21 protein-coding genes are annotated in these 22,997 nt (G+C 37.8%); 9 read left to right on the forward strand and 12 right to left on the reverse strand.

Features of this window, described 5'->3' with window-relative positions:
- Positions 1 to 127: 127 nt before the first annotated feature.
- The 3 genes from IEV57_RS01915 to IEV57_RS01925 all read left to right on the forward strand — a co-directional run bounded on the left by IEV57_RS01915 (position 128) and on the right by IEV57_RS01925 (position 3,768).
- Positions 128 to 1,270 carry a DUF4221 family protein gene (locus IEV57_RS01915; protein ID WP_188439053.1) on the forward strand — a complete coding sequence of 381 codons (1,143 nt, stop codon included), beginning with the start codon at positions 128 to 130 and terminating at the stop codon, positions 1,268 to 1,270.
- A 10-nt stretch (positions 1,271 to 1,280) separates the two neighbouring features.
- Positions 1,281 to 2,417 carry a DUF4221 family protein gene (locus IEV57_RS01920; RefSeq protein WP_188439055.1) on the forward strand — a complete coding sequence of 379 codons (1,137 nt, stop codon included), beginning with the start codon at positions 1,281 to 1,283 and terminating at the stop codon, positions 2,415 to 2,417.
- Positions 2,418 to 2,625: 208 nt separating this feature from the next.
- Entirely contained in the window at positions 2,626 to 3,768 is a 1,143-nt protein-coding gene (locus IEV57_RS01925; protein ID WP_188439057.1) for a DUF4221 family protein, read from the forward strand.
- Positions 3,769 to 3,928: 160 nt separating this feature from the next.
- On the opposite strand, the gene IEV57_RS01930 is transcribed toward IEV57_RS01925, so the two are convergent.
- A complete protein-coding gene (locus IEV57_RS01930; protein WP_229744207.1) occupies positions 3,929 to 4,717 on the reverse strand; it encodes a DUF3050 domain-containing protein in 789 nt (262 codons plus the stop codon).
- A gap of 136 nt (positions 4,718 to 4,853) precedes the next feature.
- On the opposite strand from IEV57_RS01930, the gene IEV57_RS01935 reads away from it, so the two are divergent.
- Positions 4,854 to 6,194 carry a transglutaminase-like domain-containing protein gene (locus IEV57_RS01935; RefSeq protein WP_188439059.1) on the forward strand — a complete coding sequence of 447 codons (1,341 nt, stop codon included), beginning with the start codon at positions 4,854 to 4,856 and terminating at the stop codon, positions 6,192 to 6,194.
- Between the two features lie 34 nt (positions 6,195 to 6,228).
- Here the strand turns inward: IEV57_RS01935 and IEV57_RS01940 are convergent, their stop codons facing one another.
- The 4 genes from IEV57_RS01940 to IEV57_RS01955 all read right to left on the reverse strand — a co-directional run bounded on the left by IEV57_RS01940 (position 6,229) and on the right by IEV57_RS01955 (position 10,623).
- The gene (locus IEV57_RS01940) at positions 6,229 to 6,459 is read right to left on the reverse strand and encodes a hypothetical protein (protein WP_188439062.1); all 231 of its coding nucleotides are present in this window, start codon (positions 6,457 to 6,459) and stop codon (positions 6,229 to 6,231) included.
- Positions 6,460 to 6,595: 136 nt separating this feature from the next.
- Complete coding sequence (locus tag IEV57_RS01945; RefSeq protein ID WP_188439064.1) at positions 6,596 to 8,386, reverse strand: ABC transporter ATP-binding protein; 1,791 nt, start codon at positions 8,384 to 8,386, stop codon at positions 6,596 to 6,598.
- A gap of 106 nt (positions 8,387 to 8,492) precedes the next feature.
- Positions 8,493 to 8,822, reverse strand: coding sequence for a DUF6787 family protein (locus tag IEV57_RS01950; RefSeq protein WP_188439066.1), 330 nt, complete (start codon positions 8,820 to 8,822; stop codon positions 8,493 to 8,495).
- Between the two features lie 67 nt (positions 8,823 to 8,889).
- Positions 8,890 to 10,623 (reverse strand): M14 family metallopeptidase, encoded by a 1,734-nt coding sequence (locus IEV57_RS01955; RefSeq protein WP_188439068.1) that lies wholly within the window; start codon positions 10,621 to 10,623, stop codon positions 8,890 to 8,892.
- Between the two features lie 161 nt (positions 10,624 to 10,784).
- On the opposite strand from IEV57_RS01955, the gene IEV57_RS01960 reads away from it, so the two are divergent.
- Entirely contained in the window at positions 10,785 to 11,906 is a 1,122-nt protein-coding gene (locus tag IEV57_RS01960) for an AAA family ATPase (RefSeq protein ID WP_188439071.1), read from the forward strand.
- 41 nt (positions 11,907 to 11,947) lie between these two features.
- Here the strand turns inward: IEV57_RS01960 and IEV57_RS01965 are convergent, their stop codons facing one another.
- The 4 genes from IEV57_RS01965 to pdhA all read right to left on the reverse strand — a co-directional run bounded on the left by IEV57_RS01965 (position 11,948) and on the right by pdhA (position 16,197).
- Positions 11,948 to 13,267 carry an aspartate kinase gene (locus IEV57_RS01965; protein ID WP_188439073.1) on the reverse strand — a complete coding sequence of 440 codons (1,320 nt, stop codon included), beginning with the start codon at positions 13,265 to 13,267 and terminating at the stop codon, positions 11,948 to 11,950.
- Positions 13,268 to 13,692: 425 nt separating this feature from the next.
- Positions 13,693 to 14,169: a 6,7-dimethyl-8-ribityllumazine synthase gene (gene ribH / locus IEV57_RS01970; RefSeq protein ID WP_188439075.1), complete on the reverse strand. Its 477-nt coding sequence runs from the start codon at positions 14,167 to 14,169 to the stop codon at positions 13,693 to 13,695.
- Between the two features lie 83 nt (positions 14,170 to 14,252).
- Positions 14,253 to 14,960 carry a tetratricopeptide repeat protein gene (locus IEV57_RS01975; RefSeq protein WP_188439077.1) on the reverse strand — a complete coding sequence of 236 codons (708 nt, stop codon included), beginning with the start codon at positions 14,958 to 14,960 and terminating at the stop codon, positions 14,253 to 14,255.
- A gap of 217 nt (positions 14,961 to 15,177) precedes the next feature.
- On the reverse strand, positions 15,178 to 16,197 hold the full coding sequence (pdhA, locus tag IEV57_RS01980) for a pyruvate dehydrogenase (acetyl-transferring) E1 component subunit alpha (protein WP_188439079.1): 1,020 nt from the start codon (positions 16,195 to 16,197) through the stop codon (positions 15,178 to 15,180).
- Between the two features lie 104 nt (positions 16,198 to 16,301).
- Between pdhA and recF the strand changes: the two genes are divergently transcribed.
- The gene (gene recF / locus IEV57_RS01985) at positions 16,302 to 17,411 is read left to right on the forward strand and encodes a DNA replication/repair protein RecF (RefSeq protein WP_188439081.1); all 1,110 of its coding nucleotides are present in this window, start codon (positions 16,302 to 16,304) and stop codon (positions 17,409 to 17,411) included.
- Here recF and IEV57_RS01990 read toward each other — a convergent pair.
- Positions 17,405 to 17,821: a DoxX family protein gene (locus IEV57_RS01990; RefSeq protein ID WP_188439083.1), complete on the reverse strand. Its 417-nt coding sequence runs from the start codon at positions 17,819 to 17,821 to the stop codon at positions 17,405 to 17,407. The genes recF and IEV57_RS01990 overlap by 7 nt on opposite strands.
- Before the next feature lie 112 nt (positions 17,822 to 17,933).
- Here IEV57_RS01990 and IEV57_RS01995 point away from each other — a divergent pair, with 112 nt between their 5' ends.
- A complete protein-coding gene (locus tag IEV57_RS01995) occupies positions 17,934 to 19,073 on the forward strand; it encodes a TlpA family protein disulfide reductase (protein WP_188439085.1) in 1,140 nt (379 codons plus the stop codon).
- Between the two features lie 70 nt (positions 19,074 to 19,143).
- On the opposite strand, the gene IEV57_RS02000 is transcribed toward IEV57_RS01995, so the two are convergent.
- The gene (locus IEV57_RS02000; protein ID WP_188439088.1) at positions 19,144 to 20,049 is read right to left on the reverse strand and encodes a nucleotidyltransferase family protein; all 906 of its coding nucleotides are present in this window, start codon (positions 20,047 to 20,049) and stop codon (positions 19,144 to 19,146) included.
- Between the two features lie 341 nt (positions 20,050 to 20,390).
- Between IEV57_RS02000 and IEV57_RS02005 the strand changes: the two genes are divergently transcribed.
- Positions 20,391 to 20,729, forward strand: coding sequence for a P-II family nitrogen regulator (locus IEV57_RS02005; protein WP_188439090.1), 339 nt, complete (start codon positions 20,391 to 20,393; stop codon positions 20,727 to 20,729).
- A gap of 61 nt (positions 20,730 to 20,790) precedes the next feature.
- The gene (locus IEV57_RS02010; RefSeq protein WP_188439092.1) at positions 20,791 to 22,023 is read left to right on the forward strand and encodes an ammonium transporter; all 1,233 of its coding nucleotides are present in this window, start codon (positions 20,791 to 20,793) and stop codon (positions 22,021 to 22,023) included.
- Positions 22,024 to 22,097: 74 nt separating this feature from the next.
- On the opposite strand, the gene nadC is transcribed toward IEV57_RS02010, so the two are convergent.
- Entirely contained in the window at positions 22,098 to 22,961 is an 864-nt protein-coding gene (gene nadC / locus IEV57_RS02015) for a carboxylating nicotinate-nucleotide diphosphorylase (RefSeq protein WP_188439094.1), read from the reverse strand.
- Between the last annotated feature and the right edge of the window lie 36 nt (positions 22,962 to 22,997).

The following is a 22,997-nucleotide window of genomic DNA, read 5'->3' on the forward strand; positions in this document are numbered from 1 at the left end:
TTTTTTAAATGAGACTTATGTCACGTAGGATATGAAATAATTGTAAGAGAAGATGTTAATTTATCCAAAGAAATATATGATTTTTTATAAACCTAGTTTATATTGAAACTTTTAAAAATCTCCTCATATGAAATTTAGGAATCAATCTTGGGTTAAAGCAGTAAATTATATCTTTTTGTTAACCTTTTCTTTTTCATGTAAAGAAAAAGATGGCTCCTTGAATTTGGAGGATTCACTTCAACTTACTCAGGCTTCAATCGACACCTTGTTTATTGATTCTGGAGATGAATTAATTCAAGCTGCTGTGAAATTTGAGTTGGTAAGTCTACTGGAAGACCATAAATACCTGTACCACTGGGATCAAAACAACGCCATACTTGAAGTCATTGATTTAGAAAATTTGACCCTTGAAAGCCGGATCACTTTTGAAAAAGATGGTCCAAATGGAGCTGGAACAAATTCATTTTCACATTTTCAAATGCTTAATAAGAGTGAGTTTGTTTTACTAAATCCTTTTCAAGTGCTTCTCTTTAATGTTAAAGGAGAAAAGCTCAAGGAGATCGACTTGTATGAAGAAAAGTTGAGAAAGGCTTTCAGTGAAGTAGGAGCTCCTAGAATATTGCATTTTGATGAAGCAACTTCAGATACCTATGGATTTCAAGTAGGGTTCAAAAAATTCAATCCAACGCTGAATCATTTTAATCTTGAAAACTATCAAGGATCTGTTAATCCTTTACCAAAATTTAATGCATTGGATAATTATCGACTCCTGTATGAAAGTAAGAATGGGATGGACATGAAAGTACATTTGCCGACTCTTCATTTCAATGCACTGAAAGACAAAATATTAATAAGCGCTGATGCTATTGATGGCTTGTATGTATATAATTTAAACGAAACCAATCTTGAATTTTATAATCTAGGTTCTCAGGTGGCAACACAGACTCTAAAATCAGAACCCATCGCATCCATCAATGATTTTGAAGAATGGCAAAACCTTATCTTAGAGATGGAGAAGGAGTTCAACTATGGTAAGTTTTTATTTGACGAACAAAACGACAGATACTTGAGACTGCTCTATCGAAAAGTTTCAACTGATAACTTTAAAATTTTCGTCAGTGAATATTCTTTAGGTTTCGATTTATTAAAAGAATATGAAGTAGTGCAAACCCTAAAAAAACCAAAAAATGAATTTGTCAAAGATGGTAGCATTTGGCTCTATCAAAATTTTGACGACGAACTAGCATTTATCAAACTCACACTAAATTAATCCACAAACCATGAAAAAATTAGTATTTATTCTTTTTGTAACAATTTTGGACTCTTGCGGAGGTAAAGATTCAGAGAACACAGCGAATTCTTATGCAGATATGACCATAAGCATGGATACAGTGGTAGTTGATTCTGGCAATGAAATCCTGATGGCGGCTACTCAATCTTATAGCCATAACATAAATGATAAAGTAGACAGACTTTATTTTTGGGATATCCAATCCTACAATTTAGAAGTAGTGGATCTAGATGAAATGGTCTTACTTGAGAAAATGCCCTACGAGAAAGAAGGGCCAAATGGCGTAGGTCAATATCCTTATCAAATGATGTTGATTGGTGATGATAAAGTGGCTTTCGTAGAATGGAATCAAATCGTCATCGCAGACATGAATGGCAATTTGATCAAAAAAGTCAAAATGGACGAAGAATGGATGAAAGAAGGTTTAGGTGAAAAAGAGTCTCTTAACCCACTTGGGTTTTCTGATGATGGAAGTACAGTATATTGTACCATTTCAAATTTTGAAAGACTGAATTCTAATATCATCCAAGTCGATTTGGAAAATAAGAAAACGAAGTTGATTGAATTACCAGAGTACGATAAAAGGGAAAATTTTAGAGTGACTTTTAAGTCTGAAGAGGGAGGAGGTATGAGTATGTCGATGACTTACCCTTCTTTGTCATTAGATAGACATCAAGACAAGCTAATTTTTTGGTCTAATGCTTTCAATGCTTTATATGAATATGATCCTGAAGCTGATTCCTTAAGTTATCGTACCATCACCAATACATTAACCCCAAACGAAAAGTCGGGGACTTATCAAAATGATGTGTCTACTTTGGAGGCTATGACAGAAGTTAGACAGCAAATTCAACAGGAAGTTAGTTTTTCCAAGCTCTTTTGGGATGATCAGAATAAGGTTTTTTACAGATTTGCGCATTACAATTTACCCAAAATTGCAGATGAAGCGGTTAAGTCTAAGGTTTTCATTAGCATCCTCAATAACGATTTTGAGGTCATTGGAGAAAAGGAAGTTACAGAAATTTTCAAATCAGTTCCAACTGCACAGTTTGTGAAAGATGGAAAAATCCATGCCTATTTGAATGTGGATGACGAGTTGGGGTATATCAGAATTGGAGTTAATTAAATTGAATTTAAGGAATGTCCTTAGTTTTACTTCAATGTTTTGTTTGAGGCGTATTTGATGCAGAGTTTAAGCATATTGCTGAGTCAAAAATCCCTGAAATCCAGAAAAGACCTGCCAAGCACTTTGTCAAAGACGCCAAAATCTGGCTTTATGAAAATATAGATGATGAATTGTGGGATTTGTGAGGATAACCATAAACTAACATAAAATGAAAAAAATTATAATCGGAATGATATCTGGGCTGTCTTTCATAGCTGCTTGCTCTACTGAGAAAAACGAGTCTTTGGAGAATTTTGAATTTAATTTGACTCAAGATACTGTGGTGGTGGATGCCGGTGATGGGATTATTGACCTGAACGGAGGTTTACGTAGTTCTGAAATCTCAAGTGACGGTAAATACCTATATAACCTTGTTTTCATGCAGCCAAAAATTGATAAAATCAATTTAGAAACTTTGACTTTTGAGAAAACCCTTGAATTTGAAAAGGAAGGGCCGAATGGTATCGAGACTTATGTTGCGGGATTTTCCTTGACACCCAAAGATCAAATCGTGATGTGGTCTTATGGACTCCATGGAGTTTTTGATCAATCTGGAGAAAAAGTCAGGGATTTTAGGCTTAGTAAAATCGTTGATGATGAGTTTAGAGGTACAGGCTTCCTACCGATCCGCTTATTTGAGCATCCTCAAGATCCAAATACAATATTTGGACTTTACGTGAAATGGGAAGACAATGAATATTTCTTGATGAAATATGACCTAGAGAATGAATCATTTGCTAAAATCCAATTGCCAGAAACAGAAAAGTTTAAGGAGTTCAGAATGGAGTTTGAATCAAGTGGAGGTTCCGTAGGAGCATTTTGCCCTTCGCCTGATCCAGTTTCTGTTGATGAAAGAATAATTATGACAAACATGGCTTTCAATGAAGCTTATGTCTACGATATGGTTTTGGATTCTCTGTATTTAGTTCCTTGGAATAGTACTTTGACAGGAAATAAAAATGAAGCTAAACTTCCCAAAACAGTGGAAATGGAAGAAGGTGAGAAGTATTTTAGAATGTTTGGTGAGTCAATAAATTTTATGCCACTTTCTTGGGATTCGATTTCTCAGCAATTTGTCAGAATGTCCTATAAAACCATCTATGGAGAAGAATTGGATGAATATGGCAGTCCAAAAGTTTTGAAATCAGAGGTTTTTCTAACCCTTTTGGACAAAAACCTAAAGATCATTAAGGAAACAAAACTCGAAAATTACACTAAAGAACCACCAAAGTACTTCTTCCTAAATAGTACCATCTGGCTTTATGAAAATATTGATGATGAATTGGGGTTTGTGAGGATTAGGCTTGATTAACGTACTACTTCAAGAAAAATCTTTTGTATTATTTGAAACAGCTTCCTAGAACACGCTATATGTCATTTTATTTAGTCAATTCACCGAATATTACGATATATAGGGATTCAATTCACCAAAAATCATGGTTTTTGGTGAATTGAATTTTGTTACTATCTAATTATTTCAAAATAAGAGCACTTTTCAATGACTTATGAATCCCATCCCAGAGTACTTTTCTCGCTTCCAGTGCTTCAATAGCAGCAAGCTTCGTTTCCTCCCATTTTACAGGATCATTGCCGCAAAGGTGATCCAACATTTTCATGGCTAATGGTCCGTGATGATCTTCATCCAGATGAATATGTCGTTCGAAGTAATACTCCAAAGTTTGTAATTCACCAGGTTTACTTTTGATCAGGTCATTGACCAGTTGACGGAATAAGTCAGGGATCAATTCTTCTCTGCCCAAGGTGAAGGAAGCAGCGATTTGATGCGGCTTTCCAGCTTGGACCACCGAATAGTTGACTTTAAGGAAATGTTTGACAGCATCAGGCTGATCCAAATTTTCCAGTGCTTTTTCAAAAGAAGCTCCTTCTCTTAAATCTTGAATAAGCAGATTGATATTTTCTGTACTTGCTCCAGCTTCTTTCATGGCTCTCAAATACAACTCATAGTGACTGCAATACCCGCCTTGTCCATCTTCGTCACTCTCTTCTGCAAGAACGATGTCATTAATCAATCTGGTGACTGCAGGCTCGTTTGAAGGGATCCAAGGAATACTGGTTCCTGTTAATTTCAGCTGCAAAGCTTTCAGTAAAGTCATAAAATCCCATACTGCATAGACATGTTGTTCCATAAAATTTTGGAAGTCCTCTAGCGTTTTGAGGTCATTGTATATGGGGTGATCAAGTAGGGCTTTTCTGTATGGCTTGATTTCAGCCAGGAGTTTTTCAATATTCTGATTCATCATGTTTTGATTTACGAGAATCAAACTCAAAACGGCTCAAATTGATTTCTATATTTCTGAAAATTGTAAATCAATTGCCTCTATATGAGCATAAAAATTTTAATCTTATATTTGAAGTAATCCCAAAAAAACGAATTTTATGAAAATCTTAAAACCGTATTTCTTTCTTTTACTTTTTTCCTTATTCGCTTGTCAGAGGACTGATAATAACAATCAAGAGGTGGAGACAGCAATACAAAAGCGGGTATCCATTGATGAAATAGAGGCTGGAATTAAAGCCTACATAGACGCTGAGACGGCAGATAATAATGGTTATTTTTTGATCAATAATGAAGAAAAGCAACTCCGTCTCAAACTTGTGCGCGTGCATACAGAATACCTCAGTAATTTGGGTCCAAGCAAGCATTTTGCCTGTGTAGATTTGGCAGATGAGAAAGGCGATGTATATGATGTGGATTTCTTTTTGGAAGGCAAACCTGGAGAAATGAAAGTGACAGAAACTTCCCTACACAAATTAAATGGGAAGCCTTTTTACACATGGAAGCAAGTGGTGGATAAAACATGGAGAAAAGTACCAGTTGAAACTGCATCATCTGATTTGTTGGGTGTCGTAGAACTGGAAGATAGTTTTGATTTCACCTATTATGCACAGCTTCCTGAGTTGAAGGAAAAGGCAGAGGTATGGATTCCGATTGCACAATCTGACGACTTTCAAACGATTACAGTGAAGTCTATGAACCTGCCGACGAAAGAAAGGAATATAGAAGATAAAGAAAATGGTAATAAAATGATCTACATGGAATTGGGACCTGAGCATAGTGGGTCAGAAATCGAGATCATTTACCATGTAAATAGAATAGAAAAAGGGCCTTATGATGCAAATGGAAAAGTTGACCCGATGTATCTGGAGCCTAATTTATTGATGCCGATCGGTGGGGAATTTGAAGAAATAGCACTGGAAGCCACGAAGGGGAAGGAAAATGATGGCGATTTGGTCAAAGCACGCGCACTCTATGATTATATCATTGATAATATGCGCTATATGAAATTTGGAGATTATGGAAGAGGGGATGCCGTCTATGCTTGTGATACCAAGACGGGAAATTGCACCGAATTTCATTCCTTCTTTATTTCATTGGCAAGAAGCATCGGAATTCCTTCCCGATTTGCAATTGGCGCATCGATTCCATCAGATAGGAATGAAGGCGGAATAGACGGGTACCATTGTTGGGCGGAGTTTTATGCTGATGGGAAATGGTGGCCTGTCGATATTTCAGAAGGAAATAAATACACTGCTTTAGCGACTTATTATTTTGGGAGACACCCAGCCAACAGAATAGAACTCAGCAAGGGGAGAGACTTAAAAGTAAATCCTAGCCCAGGTACAGGACCAATAAATTTTATCGCTTATCCACTTGTAGAAGTCAAGGGAGAAGTCATTTATCCAAAAGTTAGATTTTCATTTGAAAGAGGTGCATAAAAAAATCCCGGGTTTCGAAACCCGGGATTTTTAATTAGTTGCTTGGATGCTCACCACCTTCGGTAGGATGCTCGCCTTCTCCCTCTTCAGTTGGGTGTTCACTACCTTCAGCAGGATGCTCAGGAGTTTCCTCCATCATTTCTTCCGTGGCTGCATCTTCAGACTCGCCATCTGATTTTTTGTCACCACATGAAGTGGTCGCTACCGCAAATAGGAATCCGAATGCGAATAACATTGCTGTAAGAGATTTGAATTTTTTGATCATGATTAGTTTTAATTAAAGGGTGGTAATTTATTTTGTCTTTTTGTGATCTTTATGCAATTCAAATATAGGTATTTTTAATAAAACCCAATAAAATTCCGATAAAACCTCCTAAATCCACCACTAATAGGGAATAATTTTACTCTGCAAATTGCAATCTGACCAAGTTTGCATAGAAGCCCTCTTCTTGTCCTGCAAGGGCATCATGCGTGCCTTCTTCGACAATTTCTCCGTCTTTAAGAACATAAATTCGATCTACTTTTCTGATAGTTGACAGCCTGTGGGCGATGATGATGGTGGTTCTGTTTTTCATCAATTCATCTAATGCTTGCTGAACCAATGACTCTGATTCGGCATCAAGGGAAGAAGTGGCTTCATCCAAAATCAAGATGGCAGGATCCTTCAAAATTGCTCTTGCGATGGCCACACGCTGACGCTGTCCACCGGATAGTTTGATTCCTCTTTCCCCGACTTTGGTTTCTAATCCTTCAGGGAATTTGCTAATAAACTGCCATGCATTGGCTTTTTTGGCGGCTTCGATGATTTCCTCTTCTGTGGCGTCAGGCTTTGCATAAGCGATATTTTCCCTGATACTTCCACCAAAAAGTAGTACTTCCTGTGGCACGATACCAATGTTGGATCTGAGTTGTTTGAGATTCCATTGATTGACAGGTTTGCCATCTACAGTGAGTGAACCTCTGTTGATTGGATAAAAGCTGAGAAGCAATTGGATGATGGTAGATTTTCCGGCGCCACTATGTCCTGCGAGCGCTACTTTTTCTCCCGCTGCGATATTTAAGTTGATGTTTTTGAGAACCTCGATTTCTGGTCTTGTTGGATAAGTAAAACCAATATTAGAAAAGGAGATATCTCCTTTCATTGGTACTTGTTGGAAATCAGCAGTGGAGAATTCTGGCGTTTCCTGAAGGATTTCCAACACACGCTCTGATGACCCAATCGCCTTTTGGATCTGACCATAGATATCTCCCAAGCCTGCAATAGACCCACCTATAAAAGTGGTGTAAAGAACAAATGAAACCAAATCTCCCACACTCATTTCTCCTGAGGCAACCAATGTTGCTCCGTACCACATGACCGCGACGATTCCGCCAAATAAGGCAAATATGATAAAGGAAATAAACGCACCCCTAAATCCGGCAGCTTTTAGGGCAACTTTTACTACCTTATTTAATCCATTTCTATATCTATTGGATTCGTAATCTTCTCCAGCAAATGACTTCACTGTCATGATGGATTGCAAAGTTTCCTCGACGATGACATTGGCTGCTGCAAGTTCATCTTGTGCTTCTTTGGATAATGTTCTGATAAATTTCCCGAAAACAATGGCTATGATTACCAAAATCGGGAAAGTGGCAAGCATAAAGAAAGTGAGTTTTGGTGTGGTCACCATCAAGAATACGACACCTGCTAGCAGGGTGATAATCTGACGGAAAAGCTCCGCTAAAGTAGTAGAAAAAGTATCCTGCAACATGCTGACATCGGCAGTGATTCTGGAAATCAACTCACCTGTTCTTCGTTTGTCAAAAAACGTCATCGGAAGTTGCACCAACTGTCTATAAAGCGAAATTCTAACATCTCGCATGCTTCTTTCGGAAACTTTTGCGAAAAGCCAAACACGGAAAAAGGAAAAAACACTTTGGATTAACAAAATGCCTAAAAGCAAGAAGGCTATTCCATTGATGTCCTTGATTAGCCAAGATTCTCCCGAAGCGGTATCGATTAATTTACCGGCAACATAAGGAAATGTGAGGAGTGTCAGACTTGACAACAACAAGAAAAGAAGACCTAAAATAAAAGTCCATTTATATGGCAAAATAAATCTAAAAATCCCTCCTAATTTCCCTAGACTTTCTTTGTTAAGCTTTCGCTTTTCGTGCTCTTCTAGAGATTTACCTTTCTTTTTCGCCATTGAAATATTTATTCTGTATTGATATAATCTACAAATTTACGCAATCATGATTTGTCAAGACCATTTGATTTGAGTTTTTTTTGAAAACTCTAGATTTTGATAAACTTTAGTCTTTTTTCCTTCTACCAAATATTCTTCTAAAGATTTGTTTTTCCTTTTCCCAAAAAAAGTCAAACTGCCCCAATAGGAAGCCCCAAAATAGCAGAACAACTTGGTATAAAGGTAAAACAAGAAGTAGGTACAGGATTGTTTTCCAAAATCCCCCACTTTCCATATTAACTCCCAAAAGGTCAAAAATTGGTTTTTTGATAAACAAAATAGTAAATCCCGTCAAAGCAAAAACCAACAAGACAATCACCACTTGCCAGAGACTTTTCAGCTTCCATTTAGTTTGAAGTTTTTCTAAGAATGAAGGGGTACTTTCTTTTTTAGCCATGTACTTTCTGAAGGGTAATTTTTCTTTTTGGACTAGCTTTCGAAATTAGTGATAAGTTTCTCAAGGATCAATTTTCTACCCTATACACAGGATATCTGTTATGCTCTTTTTCTTTCCAAGGAGAGTTTTCATAGACCCATCTCAATTGTGCTGATCCACTTTTTGCTAATTCCTCATTTTCGGATTTGGCCTTTTCCAAAGATGCTTTGAGCTGAGGGTTTTCAGCCAAAAACGCTGCTGCCAAATCTTCAAAGACATACGCAGAATAGCCTTCTTTGGACTGCAATATGGTGTCAAAGAAATTCCAAGCAAAGAAACTGTCTTCTCCTTGTGGTTCTAAAACTTCTATGATGTAGTTATTTGCTTCTTGATTCATCATCACCATGAGATCTCCTTTTCTGAAATCCATCATTGCAGCTGATTTTTCTATTTCAACCTTACTGTGCAAATAATGTCCTTCATATGGTCTCTGTCCAGTTTGAAAATCTTTGATGTGATAAACAGTAACTTGTATACTCGTGTCCTGCTTTAATTCTTGCACCTGAACACTATTTCTCCTAAGGTTGTCAATAACTGTGTGCCAACCCTGTGGAATAATATAGGCTTCTGGTTTGTTGATTTCTAGTCCTGCCTGATAGACATCATAGAATTTGATATCAACCGAAAAGGGCTTTTCGCGATCGTAATAAAGTCTAGGCAATCCAGAAATATCAGAAGGTTTCATCCCTGATTCATATCCGTTGAACTCCATCAATTTATGCGAACTTCTGTCTGAAGTATGGTTGAGACCAAATTGCTCTTTTGTTGCAATTTCTTTTCTATCTGCCTTGGCCATTTCCACGATTTTGGACGCATCCTTTTGGAAAATATCGGTGAACGTTAAGAACAACTCGTAAGTTGATTCCACACGCTGATCATAAGGTTTGAGCATATGTGTCTCAGGCATAAAACTCAAAGTCTTGAAAAGTGCTGCATAACCACTGCTGTACCTTCCATTGTCTTTGAACTGAGGCCACCCATTCTCAGGTTTGCTTCCATAAGCGTTGACATAGGGGATCATTGGAAAATCCCTTGCCTTCATTCCATTATAAAGGGCAGGATTGAGCTCTTTTTCTAAGTATTCACCCAGTTGTCCGCCTAATCTATTGTGTTGTGTAGATATCAGAGTCATCACGTGCTGATAATCTGCCCCATTGCTGACATGGGTATCTATAAACACATGTGGCTTCAGCCAATTGAAAATTTGCTGAAATGAACGGGCATTTTTTGTATCTGCCTTGATGAAATCTCTGTTGAGGTCATAGCTTCTCGCATTTCCTCTAAAACCAAATTCCTCAGGGCCATTTTGATTTACTCTGCTGTGTGAACCGCGATTGAGATGTCCACCAATATTGTAAACAGGTGTAATCGCAATTGCTATATCAGCTGGAACTTCAATTTTCCCGAGTAAAATATCTCTCAAATACATCATGGAAGCATCAATTCCATCAGGTTCTCCAGGGTGAATTCCATTGTTGATGTACAAAATCAAACGGTCATTTTTATGCCAGTCTATTGGGTCAAACACCTTTTGTGTGTCAAACAATACAACATGTAAAGGAAATCCTGAATCCGTCACACCCATTTCGACCATTTTTACTGATTCGAAATCATTGGCCAATTGATTAAAATAGGCGATAACGTCCGAGTAAACAGGCGTTTGCTTCCCATCTGATTTTTCAAAATGGGTTTCATAACGATCTTGAGCAGCGACACTTCCGATAGTCAGAAGCATAATAAAAAGGATTGCAAGTTTCTTCATCCCCGAATTTGGCCAAAAAGAAGAATAAATACTAAAAGGATTTTATAATTGGTTTTGATAAACCTAAATTTGTTATGTACATTGCGTTACGTAATTTGCGTAACGCAATGTACGTAATATTATATCGCTAATTAAATTCGATTGTTCAGAATATTTGAAAGATGAAAAAGCCTGATAATCCTTTTGTATTGAATACTTACCACGGAAAAGCTTATTTCTGCGATAGAGAGGATGACTTGCTTATTCTCGAAGAGCACATCAAAAACGGCAGGAATGTAGTCTTATATGCGTGGAGAAGACTTGGGAAATCCGCTTTGGTTCAACGGTTTTTTGAAGAAATAGAAGATTCAGGCGACTATGAAACCCTTTATGTAGATTTTTTGTCGGCGGTAACTTTGGAAGATGCAGTTAAGGAATTGTCTCAAGCTGTTTTTGATCGCTTTGGAAAAACGAAATCAGGGATCAATGCGACCATTCAAAAAATGATTTCCTCTATAGGAGCGTCAATTAGTTTTGATCCAGTATCAGGTGTTCCGTCTTTGAATTTAGGTTTGAATGCTCAAGGACACGAAGAACAATCACTTCAAGCATTGGGAGAATTTTTGAATCAGCGAAAAAAGCGAATAGTAGTTGCGATTGATGAATTTCAGCATGTGGCAACTTACAGTGAGCGAAATGCCGAAGCCATGTTTAGAACTTGGGTTCAAAAATTTCCAAGTATCAGGTTTATTTTTTCGGGAAGTCATAGAGGAATGATGGCCGAGATGTTTTTGGAGAAAAATAGACCTTTCTATCAAAGTGCACAATTGATTTCATTGGGACCAATTCCTTTGGAGAAATATACTCCGTTTATTCAAGGGCATTTTGCTGCAAAGAAAAAGGTGATTTCTGCGGAGATTATTGAATTAATCATTGACTGGTCGAGGGGTCAGACTTATACCGTTCAATTGATTTGTAATTATCTCTATGCTCAGTGTCAAACTGTAAAAGAATCAGATTTCCACCGGGTGAGAGCCGATATATTGGCGCAGCAGCAAGCTGTTTTTGCTAATTTCCCCAAGATGCTCACGAAGACACAGTGGAAGGTTTTTCAGGCTATCGCCAAAGAAGAGCCTCTACAAAATCCACTTTCAAAAGAGTTTATCAATAAGTATCAATTGGGTGCTGCCAGTACGGTAAATACAGCGATAAAATCCCTTCAAAAACAAGAGCTAGTCATCGAAGATGAGGGAATTTACCTTGCCCATGAAGTACTTTTGGCAAGGTGGATGGCTAGGTTATAAAAAATCCCCTTTCTGAAAATCAAAAAGGGGATTTGAAGATTTTACCATTCAAAGAGTCCATCGTTTAGACTTTGTAGCGCAGCATTTTTAAATTGTGCATCTACGAGTAGGGAGACGTTATGCCGGCTTCCACCATAAGAGACCATCCTGATCGGGTAGGCTGTCAGGCAATTCATAATCTGAGCAATGCTTCCTTTGGACTCAGCAATCATATTTCCTACTATAGAAATAATCGCTTGATTTTGGTCGACTTCTACAATTCCATAAGCCTGAAGCTCTTTGACTATTTCATTCAAATGAGATACATCATCGATCGTAACTGACACGGCAACTTCTGACGTAGTAATCATGTCAATGGAAGTTTTATATTTCTCAAAAACCTCAAAGACCTTTCTCAAGAAACCATAAGCTAAAAGCATTCGGCTTGATTTGATCTTGATCGCTGTGATGCCATCTTTTGCTGCTAAAGCTTTCACTCCCATCCCAACTTCTTGCGCGGTGATGGTTGTCCCTGGAGCATCTGGTTCCATGGTATTCAGGAGTTTTACAGCGATATTATTCTGCTGTGCAGGCCAAATGGATGCGGGATGTAAAATTTTAGCTCCAAAGTAGGCCAACTCGGCAGCTTCGTCAAATGACATTTCTGCAATAGGTCGGGTTTTATCAACTATCCTTGGATCATTGTTATGCATTCCATCGATGTCTGTCCATATCTCCACCACACTGGCATTGATGGCTGCACCAATCAGGGAAGCAGAATAATCCGATCCACCACGCTTCAGGTTGTCAACTTCATTTCTATGGTTTTTGCAGATGTATCCTTGAGTAATGAAAATGCTTTCATCGGCATAATTGCCAAGAATGCTTTCAAGCTTTTCAGATATCTTCTTGAGTTCAGGCTCGTGATTTTCATCGATACTCATGAAATCTAAGGCAGGCAAGAAAACAGCTGGAATATCGAGTTCTTGAAGTAATGTGTAGAACAGCTTGGTTGAAAGCAGCTCGCCTTGAGCTAAAATATCCCTGTTGATTGCTTCATTAAATGAAATCTTCAAGATAATATTTAGAAACTCAAAGTGCTCAGCGATGATTTTCTCGGCCTTTTTTTGAGCTGATTCTGTTTTGAGTAGCTCTTTATAAAACGCTAAATAATGTTTGTGCAAAGTATCAATACGCTCTTTGGCAAGTGTCTTATCAGCATCAGCAAGTGCATCACCGATTCCTACAAGTGCATTAGTGGTGCCTGATAGTGCTGATAGGACAACAATCTTCTTTTGGTTGTCTCTCGTGATCAGCTCTTTTACTTGATGCATTCTTTCGGGTCTGCCCACAGACGTTCCCCCGAATTTCATTATTTTCATATATCTGTTAGGTTTGAGGTTGTTTTTTGATTCCAATTTTGGTTTTTCTGTCTCCCGACTCTTTCCTTTCACTTTATTTTCTACAATTCACATTTCGATATTCTACATTCGAGATTTTTTAAATTTAGAATATCTGATTTCTAGTTATGAATTAAGAATTAGCTCAATCTTTCTTAACGTCCTAAAATTGATTGGTACTTTATTTCATTGATTGAAGAAATTTAACCTTCGGTGACGAACTATCGGTATCGGAACAGTTATTTCAGGGCAAATTCTCACGTTCTGAGATTAATTGACACTTTTTTCTTTTGATTTAGAGAAGTTCAACCCTGTCTGCAACAGGCAAGTCCATTAGGGGTTTACTGCATCTTCGCTTCTTGCTTCTTGACTCTCGCCTCTTGCTTCTATCTATTTTCTCCCATCTCCTAAAACCCTAGCATCTTGACAGCTGTAATAGCCGCTTCGTCTCCTTTGTTCCCATGCTTTCCTCCTGATCTATCCAACGCCTGTTGTAATGTATCGGGAGTCAAAACTCCAAAAATGACTGGTTTGTTGTACTTCAAACCTACATTTGTAATACCATTGGCAACAGCATCACAGATGAAATCGAAATGACGTGTTTCCCCTTGGATTACACAGCCTAAGCAGATGACAGCATCTATTTCCTCTAATTCCGCAAGCCATTGCGCTCCTAAGGTCAGTTCAAATGATCCGGGAACATTTTTTCTGTAGATATTATCTTTCTTTACACCATGTTTCAGTAAAGTCTCCAAAGCACCGGAAAATAAGGACTCGGTTACTTGATCATTCCATTCTGATACGACGATACCGAATTTTTTTCCAGAAACATCGATAATATTTTTGTCAGTGTATTGACTTAAGCTTTTTAAGGAAGTAGCCATAAATTTCGTTGTTGAGTTTGATAATAAAAAAAGAGTAAGACCTTCTGATCTTACTCTTCTAAAATGCGATGTATAGAAAGCATTTACTTAGAGGCAAGACCTTCCAAGCGAGCTTTATGCTTTCGTGCGTTTGTATATTCGTATGACTCGAAGTATTTCTCTTCGATAGTTTCATAAGTTTTGATAGCATTTGCCATGTCTCCTGCCTCTTCATAAGCGACAGCAAGTTTGTTCAAATACCTTGGCGTGAAAAATTTATTTTCACTCTCAGTGGACGCTTTTTTATAATTAGAGATCGCTTCACTGGTGTTGCCTAATTCTAAATAAGCATCACCTAGCAAAGCAAACGCTTTAGCTTGTACAAAGAAATCGTCAGCTGAAAATTTCTTTAAGTGAGTAATTGATTTTTCAAATTGACCTTCTGATAGGTAAATAGAACCAATGTAGAAATTAGCCAAATTAGCAGCATCAGTACCTGAATAATCTTCAGCTATTTTCAAAAAGCCAGCATTCGTACCATCACCATTTAAAGCCAAGTCAGTTTGATCTTGCTCGAAATAGTATACAGCCTGAAACATTTCTGCTTGACCTTTTTCGTTTTGATTTTGCTTATTGATTTGGAAAAACAAGATGCCAGCAATTAAAATCACCACAGCAATTAAAATTCCGCCAAAGATTTTTGAGTTCTTTTTTACAAAGTCTTCACCTCTTTCTAATCTGCTTGCGATTACCTCTGGGTTTTCCAGTAATTCGTACTCTACTTCGCTATTTTTTGTTTGTTTCTTAGCCATTCTATTAAAATTATTGGCGCAAAGATATATTTCTTTGATACAAATGCAAAGCCATTGAACTAATACCTAATAATCTGACCACAAAAAGTGAAGAAAAGTTATTATTAATTAGTCAAAACTAAAATATTATAAAATGTTTTTGGACTGTTTTGGCTTCTATAAAATCAAAAAACCCTTGAAAGAAGATCCTTCAAGGGTTTTAAAATTTTCAATTAGCTTATTCCATTACAAAAGGATAATCTTCTTGTTTGTAGATGTCTTTGAAAGCATCTTGTCCATCAGGCCAAGGAGATTCTTCTGCAAATTTCACGGAATCATCTACTTGCTTTTTCACTCTTTTATCAATTTCCTTGAGTTCATCTTCAGTTAAGATTTTATTGTCTAGGATAGTTGCTTTTACTTGAGCGATTGGATCTCTTTCTTTATATTCCTCTACCTCTTCACGAGTTCTGTATTTCTGAGGATCGGACATTGAGTGTCCTTTATATCTGTAAGTTCTGAATTCCAACAAGGTTGGTCCATCGCCTTTTCTAGCTCTTTCAGCTGCTTCTGCGACTGCTTCGTGAATGGCTTCTACATTCATTCCATCCACAGGGAAAGAAGGCATGTCATAAGCTTCTCCAATTTTGTATAGTTCAGTTACATTTGATGTTCTTGCTACAGAAGTTCCCATGGCATATCCATTGTTTTCGATTACGAAAATCACTGGAGTTTTATAAAGCATGGCTAAGTTGAATGCTTCATGAACAGCACCTTGTCTTACGGCACCATCACCCATGTGACAGATGCAAAGGTTTTTGGTGCCTTGGTATTTCTCGGCAAAACCTATACCCAAGCCCATAGGAACTTGTGCTCCTACGATACCATGACCACCCATGAAGTTTCTTTCTTTGTCGAAAATGTGCATCGATCCGCCTTTTCCTTTGGTAGTTCCGGTTGCCTTGCCATAAAGTTCCGCCATCACCGCTCCTGGATCCGTTCCTAGACCTAGTGGATGCGCATGGTCTCTATAAGCTGTGATCCACTTATCATCTTTTTCCAAAGCTGTGATTGCTCCCGCAGCACAAGCTTCCTGTCCGATGTACAAATGACAAAAACCTCTTATTTTTTGCTGACCATATAGTTGACCTGCTTTTTCTTCAAACCTTCTCATCAACAACATGCTTTCATACCAGTAAGCATATGTTTCTTTTGAGTATTTTGCTTTTGACTTTGCAGTCGTACTCTTCTTTGCCATATCGTTTGTTGTAAAATATGCTAAATTAGGACCCAAATATAAGCAAAAGGGCTGAAATTTAAGTCCGAATGCGAAAATAGTCAAAAACACTACAGTTTCTAAAAATGCACCTGAAAAATCTCCAGCTCAATCAGTTTAAGAATTATAAGCAGGCAAAGCTGGAATTCTCTACAGAGATCAATTGCTTTGTGGGGATCAATGGATCTGGGAAAACAAATCTACTGGATGCAATTCATTATCTCTGCCTAACCAAAAGCGCGGTAAATGCCCAAGACAGCCAAAATATTCTGCATGAACAAGATTTTTTTACTGTTTTTGGTGATTTTGACATGGATGCCAAGACTTTGGAAATCCGATGTGTGGTGGAATCAGGCAAGAAAAAACAATTGATTCAAAACGGGAAGCCTATTGAAAAAATGAGTGAACATGTTGGTTTGCTTCCTGTGGTGATGATCGCTCCTGATGACACCCTTTTGATAAAGGATGGAAGCGAGGAGCGGAGACGATTTTTTGACAACATGCTTTGTCAATTGGATAAAACTTATCTAGAAAGCTTGGTGCGTTATCAGCATTTTCTCAAACAAAGAAATGCGTTACTGAAGCAATTTGCTGATACCAACAGAGTGAATAAACCCTTGTTAGAACCTTATGATAGGGAGATTATCCAGCTCTCTATGCAAATTGCAAAAGCTAGAGAGCGCTTTTTGGAGGAATACAAGCCTTTGCTTTTGGATCATTATGCCGATATTTCGGGTCGACAAGAAAACATATCTATTCAGTATGATTCAGATTGCTTGGAATCAGACTTTGAACGGGCTTTTTTGCAGAATCAACAAAAAGATCTGATTCTAAAAAGGACAACAATGGGGATTCACAAAGATGATTTTGTCTTTGAAATTGACAACTACCCTATCAAAAAATTTGGGTCTCAAGGACAGCAAAAATCATTTGTCATTGCGCTTAAATTAGCCCAATTTGAAATTTTCTTTGCTCATAAAGAGACCAAGCCAATTCTGCTTTTGGATGATATTTTCGATAAACTCGATGACCATCGGATCGAAAAGCTCATGAAATTAGTCGCAAATCATAAATTTGGACAGTTGTTTATCACAGATGCAAGACCTGAGCGGTCCAAGTCAATCTTAAGAGAGATTGACTCAAACGCTAAGTTTTTTATGGTTGACAGCGGAGCAGTAGGAATCTGGGATCAATAATTATTTTTTCTGTTGATTTGTCCATCTACAGACCATTTTCCGGGACCTAACAAAAAGAGGCTGACGAAAATAGTTAAGAACAAAAGTGATTTTTCTTGAGCTGAAAATGGGTCATCCCCATGTGCAATAAAAGCTGCTACAAGCATTACTATGATCAGAGGAATCAATGATAACCTTGTCAAAAATCCAATCGCTAAGAAAATGGCGCAAAAGAATTCTGCGAAAATCACGAGCTGTAAAGAAACTGCTGGTCCTAGTCCTATCGGATCTGAAAATGTCTGAAGTTTGGCACTGAATTCAGATAACTTGGCCCATCCGTGGGTGGCCATCATTAAGCCTGCGCTTACTCTCAAAATTAATAAGGCCAGATTTTTTAATATAGTGTCGCTGTAGAAGAAGATTTTTTTCATCTTGGTAATGAATTTGGAATGTTTTTCGTTTTTTTGATCAAATTAGTAAGAAATTGCGTTGAGTTATCAGACTACCTTATTCTTGAAGTATTCAAAACTAACACCTAAACTTATGAACATCATCTTAAAACTTTCAAAACTGACACTATTTTTGTTTTTAGGTCTTTTTTTTAGTTTGACGGTAAAGGCACAAGACTACTCTGAATCCTACGTCAATTATATGTCAGGACTAGAAAATTATGTCCAAAACGATCTTTATGGAAAAGTAAGCTCAGTTTTATATGATGTAGAAGACGCTCCCTCCAAAGAGGATTTCATATCTTTTGTAAAAGAAATTCAGAAAGAAATGAATCAATTTTATCTTGACAATGCTGGGGAGTTGATGGAGGATGAGAAAAGTGTAGCAGCTTCTTTTACACACACCATGCTCGTTCAGTTAGGAGAACTCTACCTTGATAGGGCTCAGGAAATGGAAGTCGAAGAGCGCTTAGTTTTCTTAAAAGAGTACCTTTCCAAAACAAATCTAGATCAAGATATCAAAAATTTAACGGACGACTTGGCGAGATCATTGATGATGGCAATGCATTCAGCAATGAAGATTCCTTTTGGAATGCCAAATACAGATGTCGCTGATCAAATTAAATCAATTTCTGGAGATCAAGGCGAACTTTTTGCTGCTTCAAGTATAATGAATGACATGTTGATGCTAACTGGCAGTTATGAAGATAGTGAAAGGGCAGTATCAGATTTTTCTAAGAATTATACTAACTCAACCCATCTTGCAAAATTAAAGGATGGATTGATTTCTTTAGAAAAATTGAAAACAGGATCTGTTGTAGAGGACTTCAGTTTTGTGAACTTGGAAGGAGAGAAAGTAAGTCTATCAGAGTATAAAGACAAAGTGATTTATTTGGATTTGTGGGCGAGTTGGTGCGGTCCATGTATCAATACCTTTAGAACAAAAACTCCTGATTTTGAAAAGCAGCTGAGAGAACATGAAGATATCGTATTGATGTATGTTTCTGTAGATGATCAGCAAGCACCATGGAAGAATTATTTAGATAAAAATCCTATGCGAGGTGTGCATGTTTACACTGGTAAAGGTTTTGAAGCGGACATTATGAAATATTTCAAAGTATGGGGCATTCCAAGATACCTGATTATTGGTAAAGACAACAAACTTGTCAATGCGAATGCACCAAGACCAGGAGATGACGCTGTAGCAGCTTTGTTGGAAGCAAAAGGAGCGTAAGTTTAAAGGTTGAAGCAATAAAAAAGGGCTGGAATTTGATTCCAGCCCTTTTTTGATTCATTGTCGTAAATCAATTCCAAAGATTTTCAGGATATTCTCCCGAATCGTGCATTTTCTTTAAGGAGTCGATTACAACAGGTTTGTCTTCTGTGTAAGTTACGCCAAACCAGGTTTTTCCACCTTCCAAAACTTCAACTGCTCCTTCACCACTTTCAATCAGGTTGTTGGCTACAAGTGGGATAAAAAACTCAGATTTGATATTTTCTTTGTTTGCGGGTAAAAATGCGTCCCACATTTTTTCAAGTTGCTGGAAAACTGCTGGATGAAAACCCCAGAAATTCATTGAAACTGGCGTGCCTTCTTTGATTTCAATAGATTCACCATCCCCATTTGCGATGATTTTCCCGTTTTCTTTTGCGATAGCCGTTCTTTCTACCATGCCAATAAGCTGATTAGAAGCATTCATAGAACATACTCCTCTGCTGACTGTACCGTGTTCAGAAAGTACATTTTGTATTGCGTAGCCTACCATAGCGTGTAGATTTGGTTGTACGCCGTTTTTCAGGAACTTGCCGATCACCTCAAATGCTTCTTTGCCATAAAAATCATCTGCATTAATCACTGCAAATGGTTCATTAATAGCATCTTTGGCACAAAGTACTGCATGTGCGGTACCATAAGGCTTGACACGATCGGGATTTTGAAATTCCTCAGGGACGAAAGAAGTTAAAGATTGAAGTACGAAATCCACTTCGATTTTCCCCTCGATCTTTGGAAGAAATTTTTCTTTAGCAAGTTCTAATATTTCTTGCCTTATTATAAAGACTACTTTACCAAATCCAGCTCTGATAGCATCATAGATTGAATATTCTAAAATTGTTTCGCCATTTGGGCCGAAACCGTCGATTTGCTTATTTCCGCCATATCTACTGCCCATACCGGCGGCAAGTACCAAAAGTGTTGGTTTGTTTTGCATAATTTTTAATTGATGTTTAAAATTTCACGGATTCAAATTTACTCCTTTCATCACTCATACAAAGGCAATTGAAACAAAAATATGGCTGTTTACACCAGATTAAATCCGAAAACATGTTTTCATCATCTCTAATTTCTCAGGATTTAGGTATTAAAATAGGTGTATTTTATCTAAAAGAGTATAAAATTTTAGAATATTAGATCGAAAAATATCCAAAAAGTAATTTTTAAACATGATTTTAATAAAAATAGGGTTAAAAATAAACTTGATTTATTTTTTTTGTAATTTTTGTTTTACATTAGCGTCTATATTTCAAGAAAACCACTAATTCATTGACTAAAATGAAAAAAATCGAAGCAATCATTAGAACATCCAAATTCCAAGAGATATATAAATGCGTCGCAGGGTTGGGTGTAAAGTTTCTTTCTTTTTACGAAGTAAAAGGAATGGGCTTGGAGCATGCTCGCCCACAGACCTATCGTGGAGTCGCTTTTGAACCCTCTTATATTCCAAGGACGAAGATAGAAATCGTAACTACAGAGGATTTGGTCGAGCCTGTGATCAATTGTATCCTGACTGAAGGAAAAACAGGCGAAGTCGGCGATGGAAAAATCTTTGTTTCTGATGTGCTCGACGCCTACAGAATCAGAAATAACGACAAAGGAGAAGATGCGCTCTAAGAAAAGAATTCTGATTGACACCTATTAGTACAACCTATTTCAAACCTACCTATACAAACCTATGAATCAAGAAATGTTTACTATAAACAATCTTTGGATGATGGTGGCGACCATTTTGGTCTTCATCATGCATCTTGGATTTGCGAGTCTAGAAGCTGGACTCACACGAGCAAAAAACACTGTTAATATACTTTTTAAAAACACCATCATTCCAGCGATAGGCTTATTGACTTATGCCTTTATTGGTTTTAACCTCATGTATCCTGGAGATGATTTTATTGGGAGCTTCTTTGGTCTTACTGGAGTTGGGATTTCCCTTCCTGAGGGCTGGAATACTTCTGCTTACAATGAAGGGTATACATTCTTCACTGACTTTATCTTTCAAGCCATGTTTGCAGCCACCGCAGCGACAATTGTATCAGGTGCAGTAGCAGAAAGGGTTAAGCTTGGACCATTCATTTTCTTCTCCATCCTATATGTTGGAATTATTTACCCAATTGTAGGAATGTGGAAATGGGGTGGAGGATTTTTGGATACTTTGGCTACTCCGTTTTATGATTTTGCTGGCTCTACCATTGTACACTCTGTTGGTGGATGGGGTGCCCTAGTAGGCGCTTATCTTTTAGGTCCAAGAATCGGAAAGTACACAGAGAAAGGCATGAGTGCTATTCCTGGCCACAATATCCCAATGGCTACAATTGGCGTATTTTTACTATGGTTTGGCTGGTTTGGATTCAATGGAGGGTCTGTTTTGACCGCTGATCCAGGTACAGTTTCTTTGGTTTTTGTAACCACAGCTATTGCAGGAGCTTCAGGAGCTTTTGGGGCTTTAATGGCTTCTTATTTAAAATTCAAAACTTACGATATCACCATGGTTCTCAATGGGATTTTGGCTGGCCTAGTTGGAATTACAGCAGGTGCTGATTTGATGAGTGTTGGTGAGTCAGCGATTATAGGTTTTATCGGAGGTACATTAGTCGTTTTTGCAGTTGTATTCTTTGATCGGATTAAGATCGATGATCCAGTCGGTGCCATTTCAGTTCACTTGGTTGGGGGTATTTGGGGCACACTTGCGGTTGGTTTCTTTGGGGACTTGGCTGGAATGAGTCAAATTTGGTCTCAGCTCATAGGAATTGGAGTAGTTGGAGCTTTCTGTTTTGTAGCGAGTTGGTTGATTTTCTTTACAATGAAAAGAACTGTAGGGATTAGAGTCGATGAAAAAGAGGAGATCGAAGGTTTAGACATCAACGAACACAGCATGAGAGCCTATCCGGATTTTGCAACAAAAGATTAACCACAGCCATATTTAATTAAAAAGGCCATTTCACACAGTGAATGGCCTTTTTTTATTTTTGTATATGTTTAGAGCTAATTTATTGCTTTCAAACTGATATCCATACTTTTTACCTGATGGGTGAGTGCTCCTACGGATATAAAATCAACTCCGCATTCTGCAACATCTTTGAGTGTGTCTTCCGTAATTCCTCCAGAAGCTTCGAGAGGAAACTGACCATTGACCATTTCTACTGCTTTGCGCATGGTCGGATAATCCATATTATCCAACATGATGTAATCAATTCCACCTACCCGAAGCACTTCCGCAACTTCTTCTAGATTTCTTGTCTCTACTTCTATTTTTAAGTTCAGTTGATTAGCCTGTAGGTATGATTTTGTAGCAAGGATAGCTTTTTCTATGCCTCCTGCGAAATCAACGTGATTGTCCTTCAACATGACCATGTCATAGAGTGCAAATCGGTGATTTATTCCACCGCCCAAGACGACGGCCCATTTTTCCATCATTCTGAAATTGGGTGTGGTCTTTCTGGTATCCATCAACTTTGCTTTGGTATGGGAGATTAATTTGTTGAGCTGATGTGTTTTGGTGGCAATGCCGCTCATGCGTTGCATACAATTCAAAACCAGTCTTTCGGTTGTCAAAATTGAAATCGCATTACCTTTTACACGCAAGCCAATGTCCCCAGTTTTGACTAAGTCTCCATCTTTCGATATTCTCTCAACCTCCAGGGTTGGATCAAATTGCTTGAAAATCATTTCGGCAAGTTCCAGTCCAGCAATCACCCCATCTTCTTTGATCAACAATTGTGCATGGCCTTGTTGATGAGCGGGAATCGAAGAGAGGGAAGAATAATCTCCGGGACCTACATCTTCTAAAAGTGCATTTTCAATAAATTTTTGGATGCTGGAATCGGTCAAATAGGGTAAATTTCTCACAAGGCAAAAATAAGGAAATAAAGGAAATTAGGCTAA

Origin of the sequence: Belliella aquatica, from assembly GCF_014637795.1 — a bacterium.
GTDB classification, from domain to species: Bacteria; Bacteroidota; Bacteroidia; order Cytophagales; family Cyclobacteriaceae; genus Belliella; species Belliella aquatica.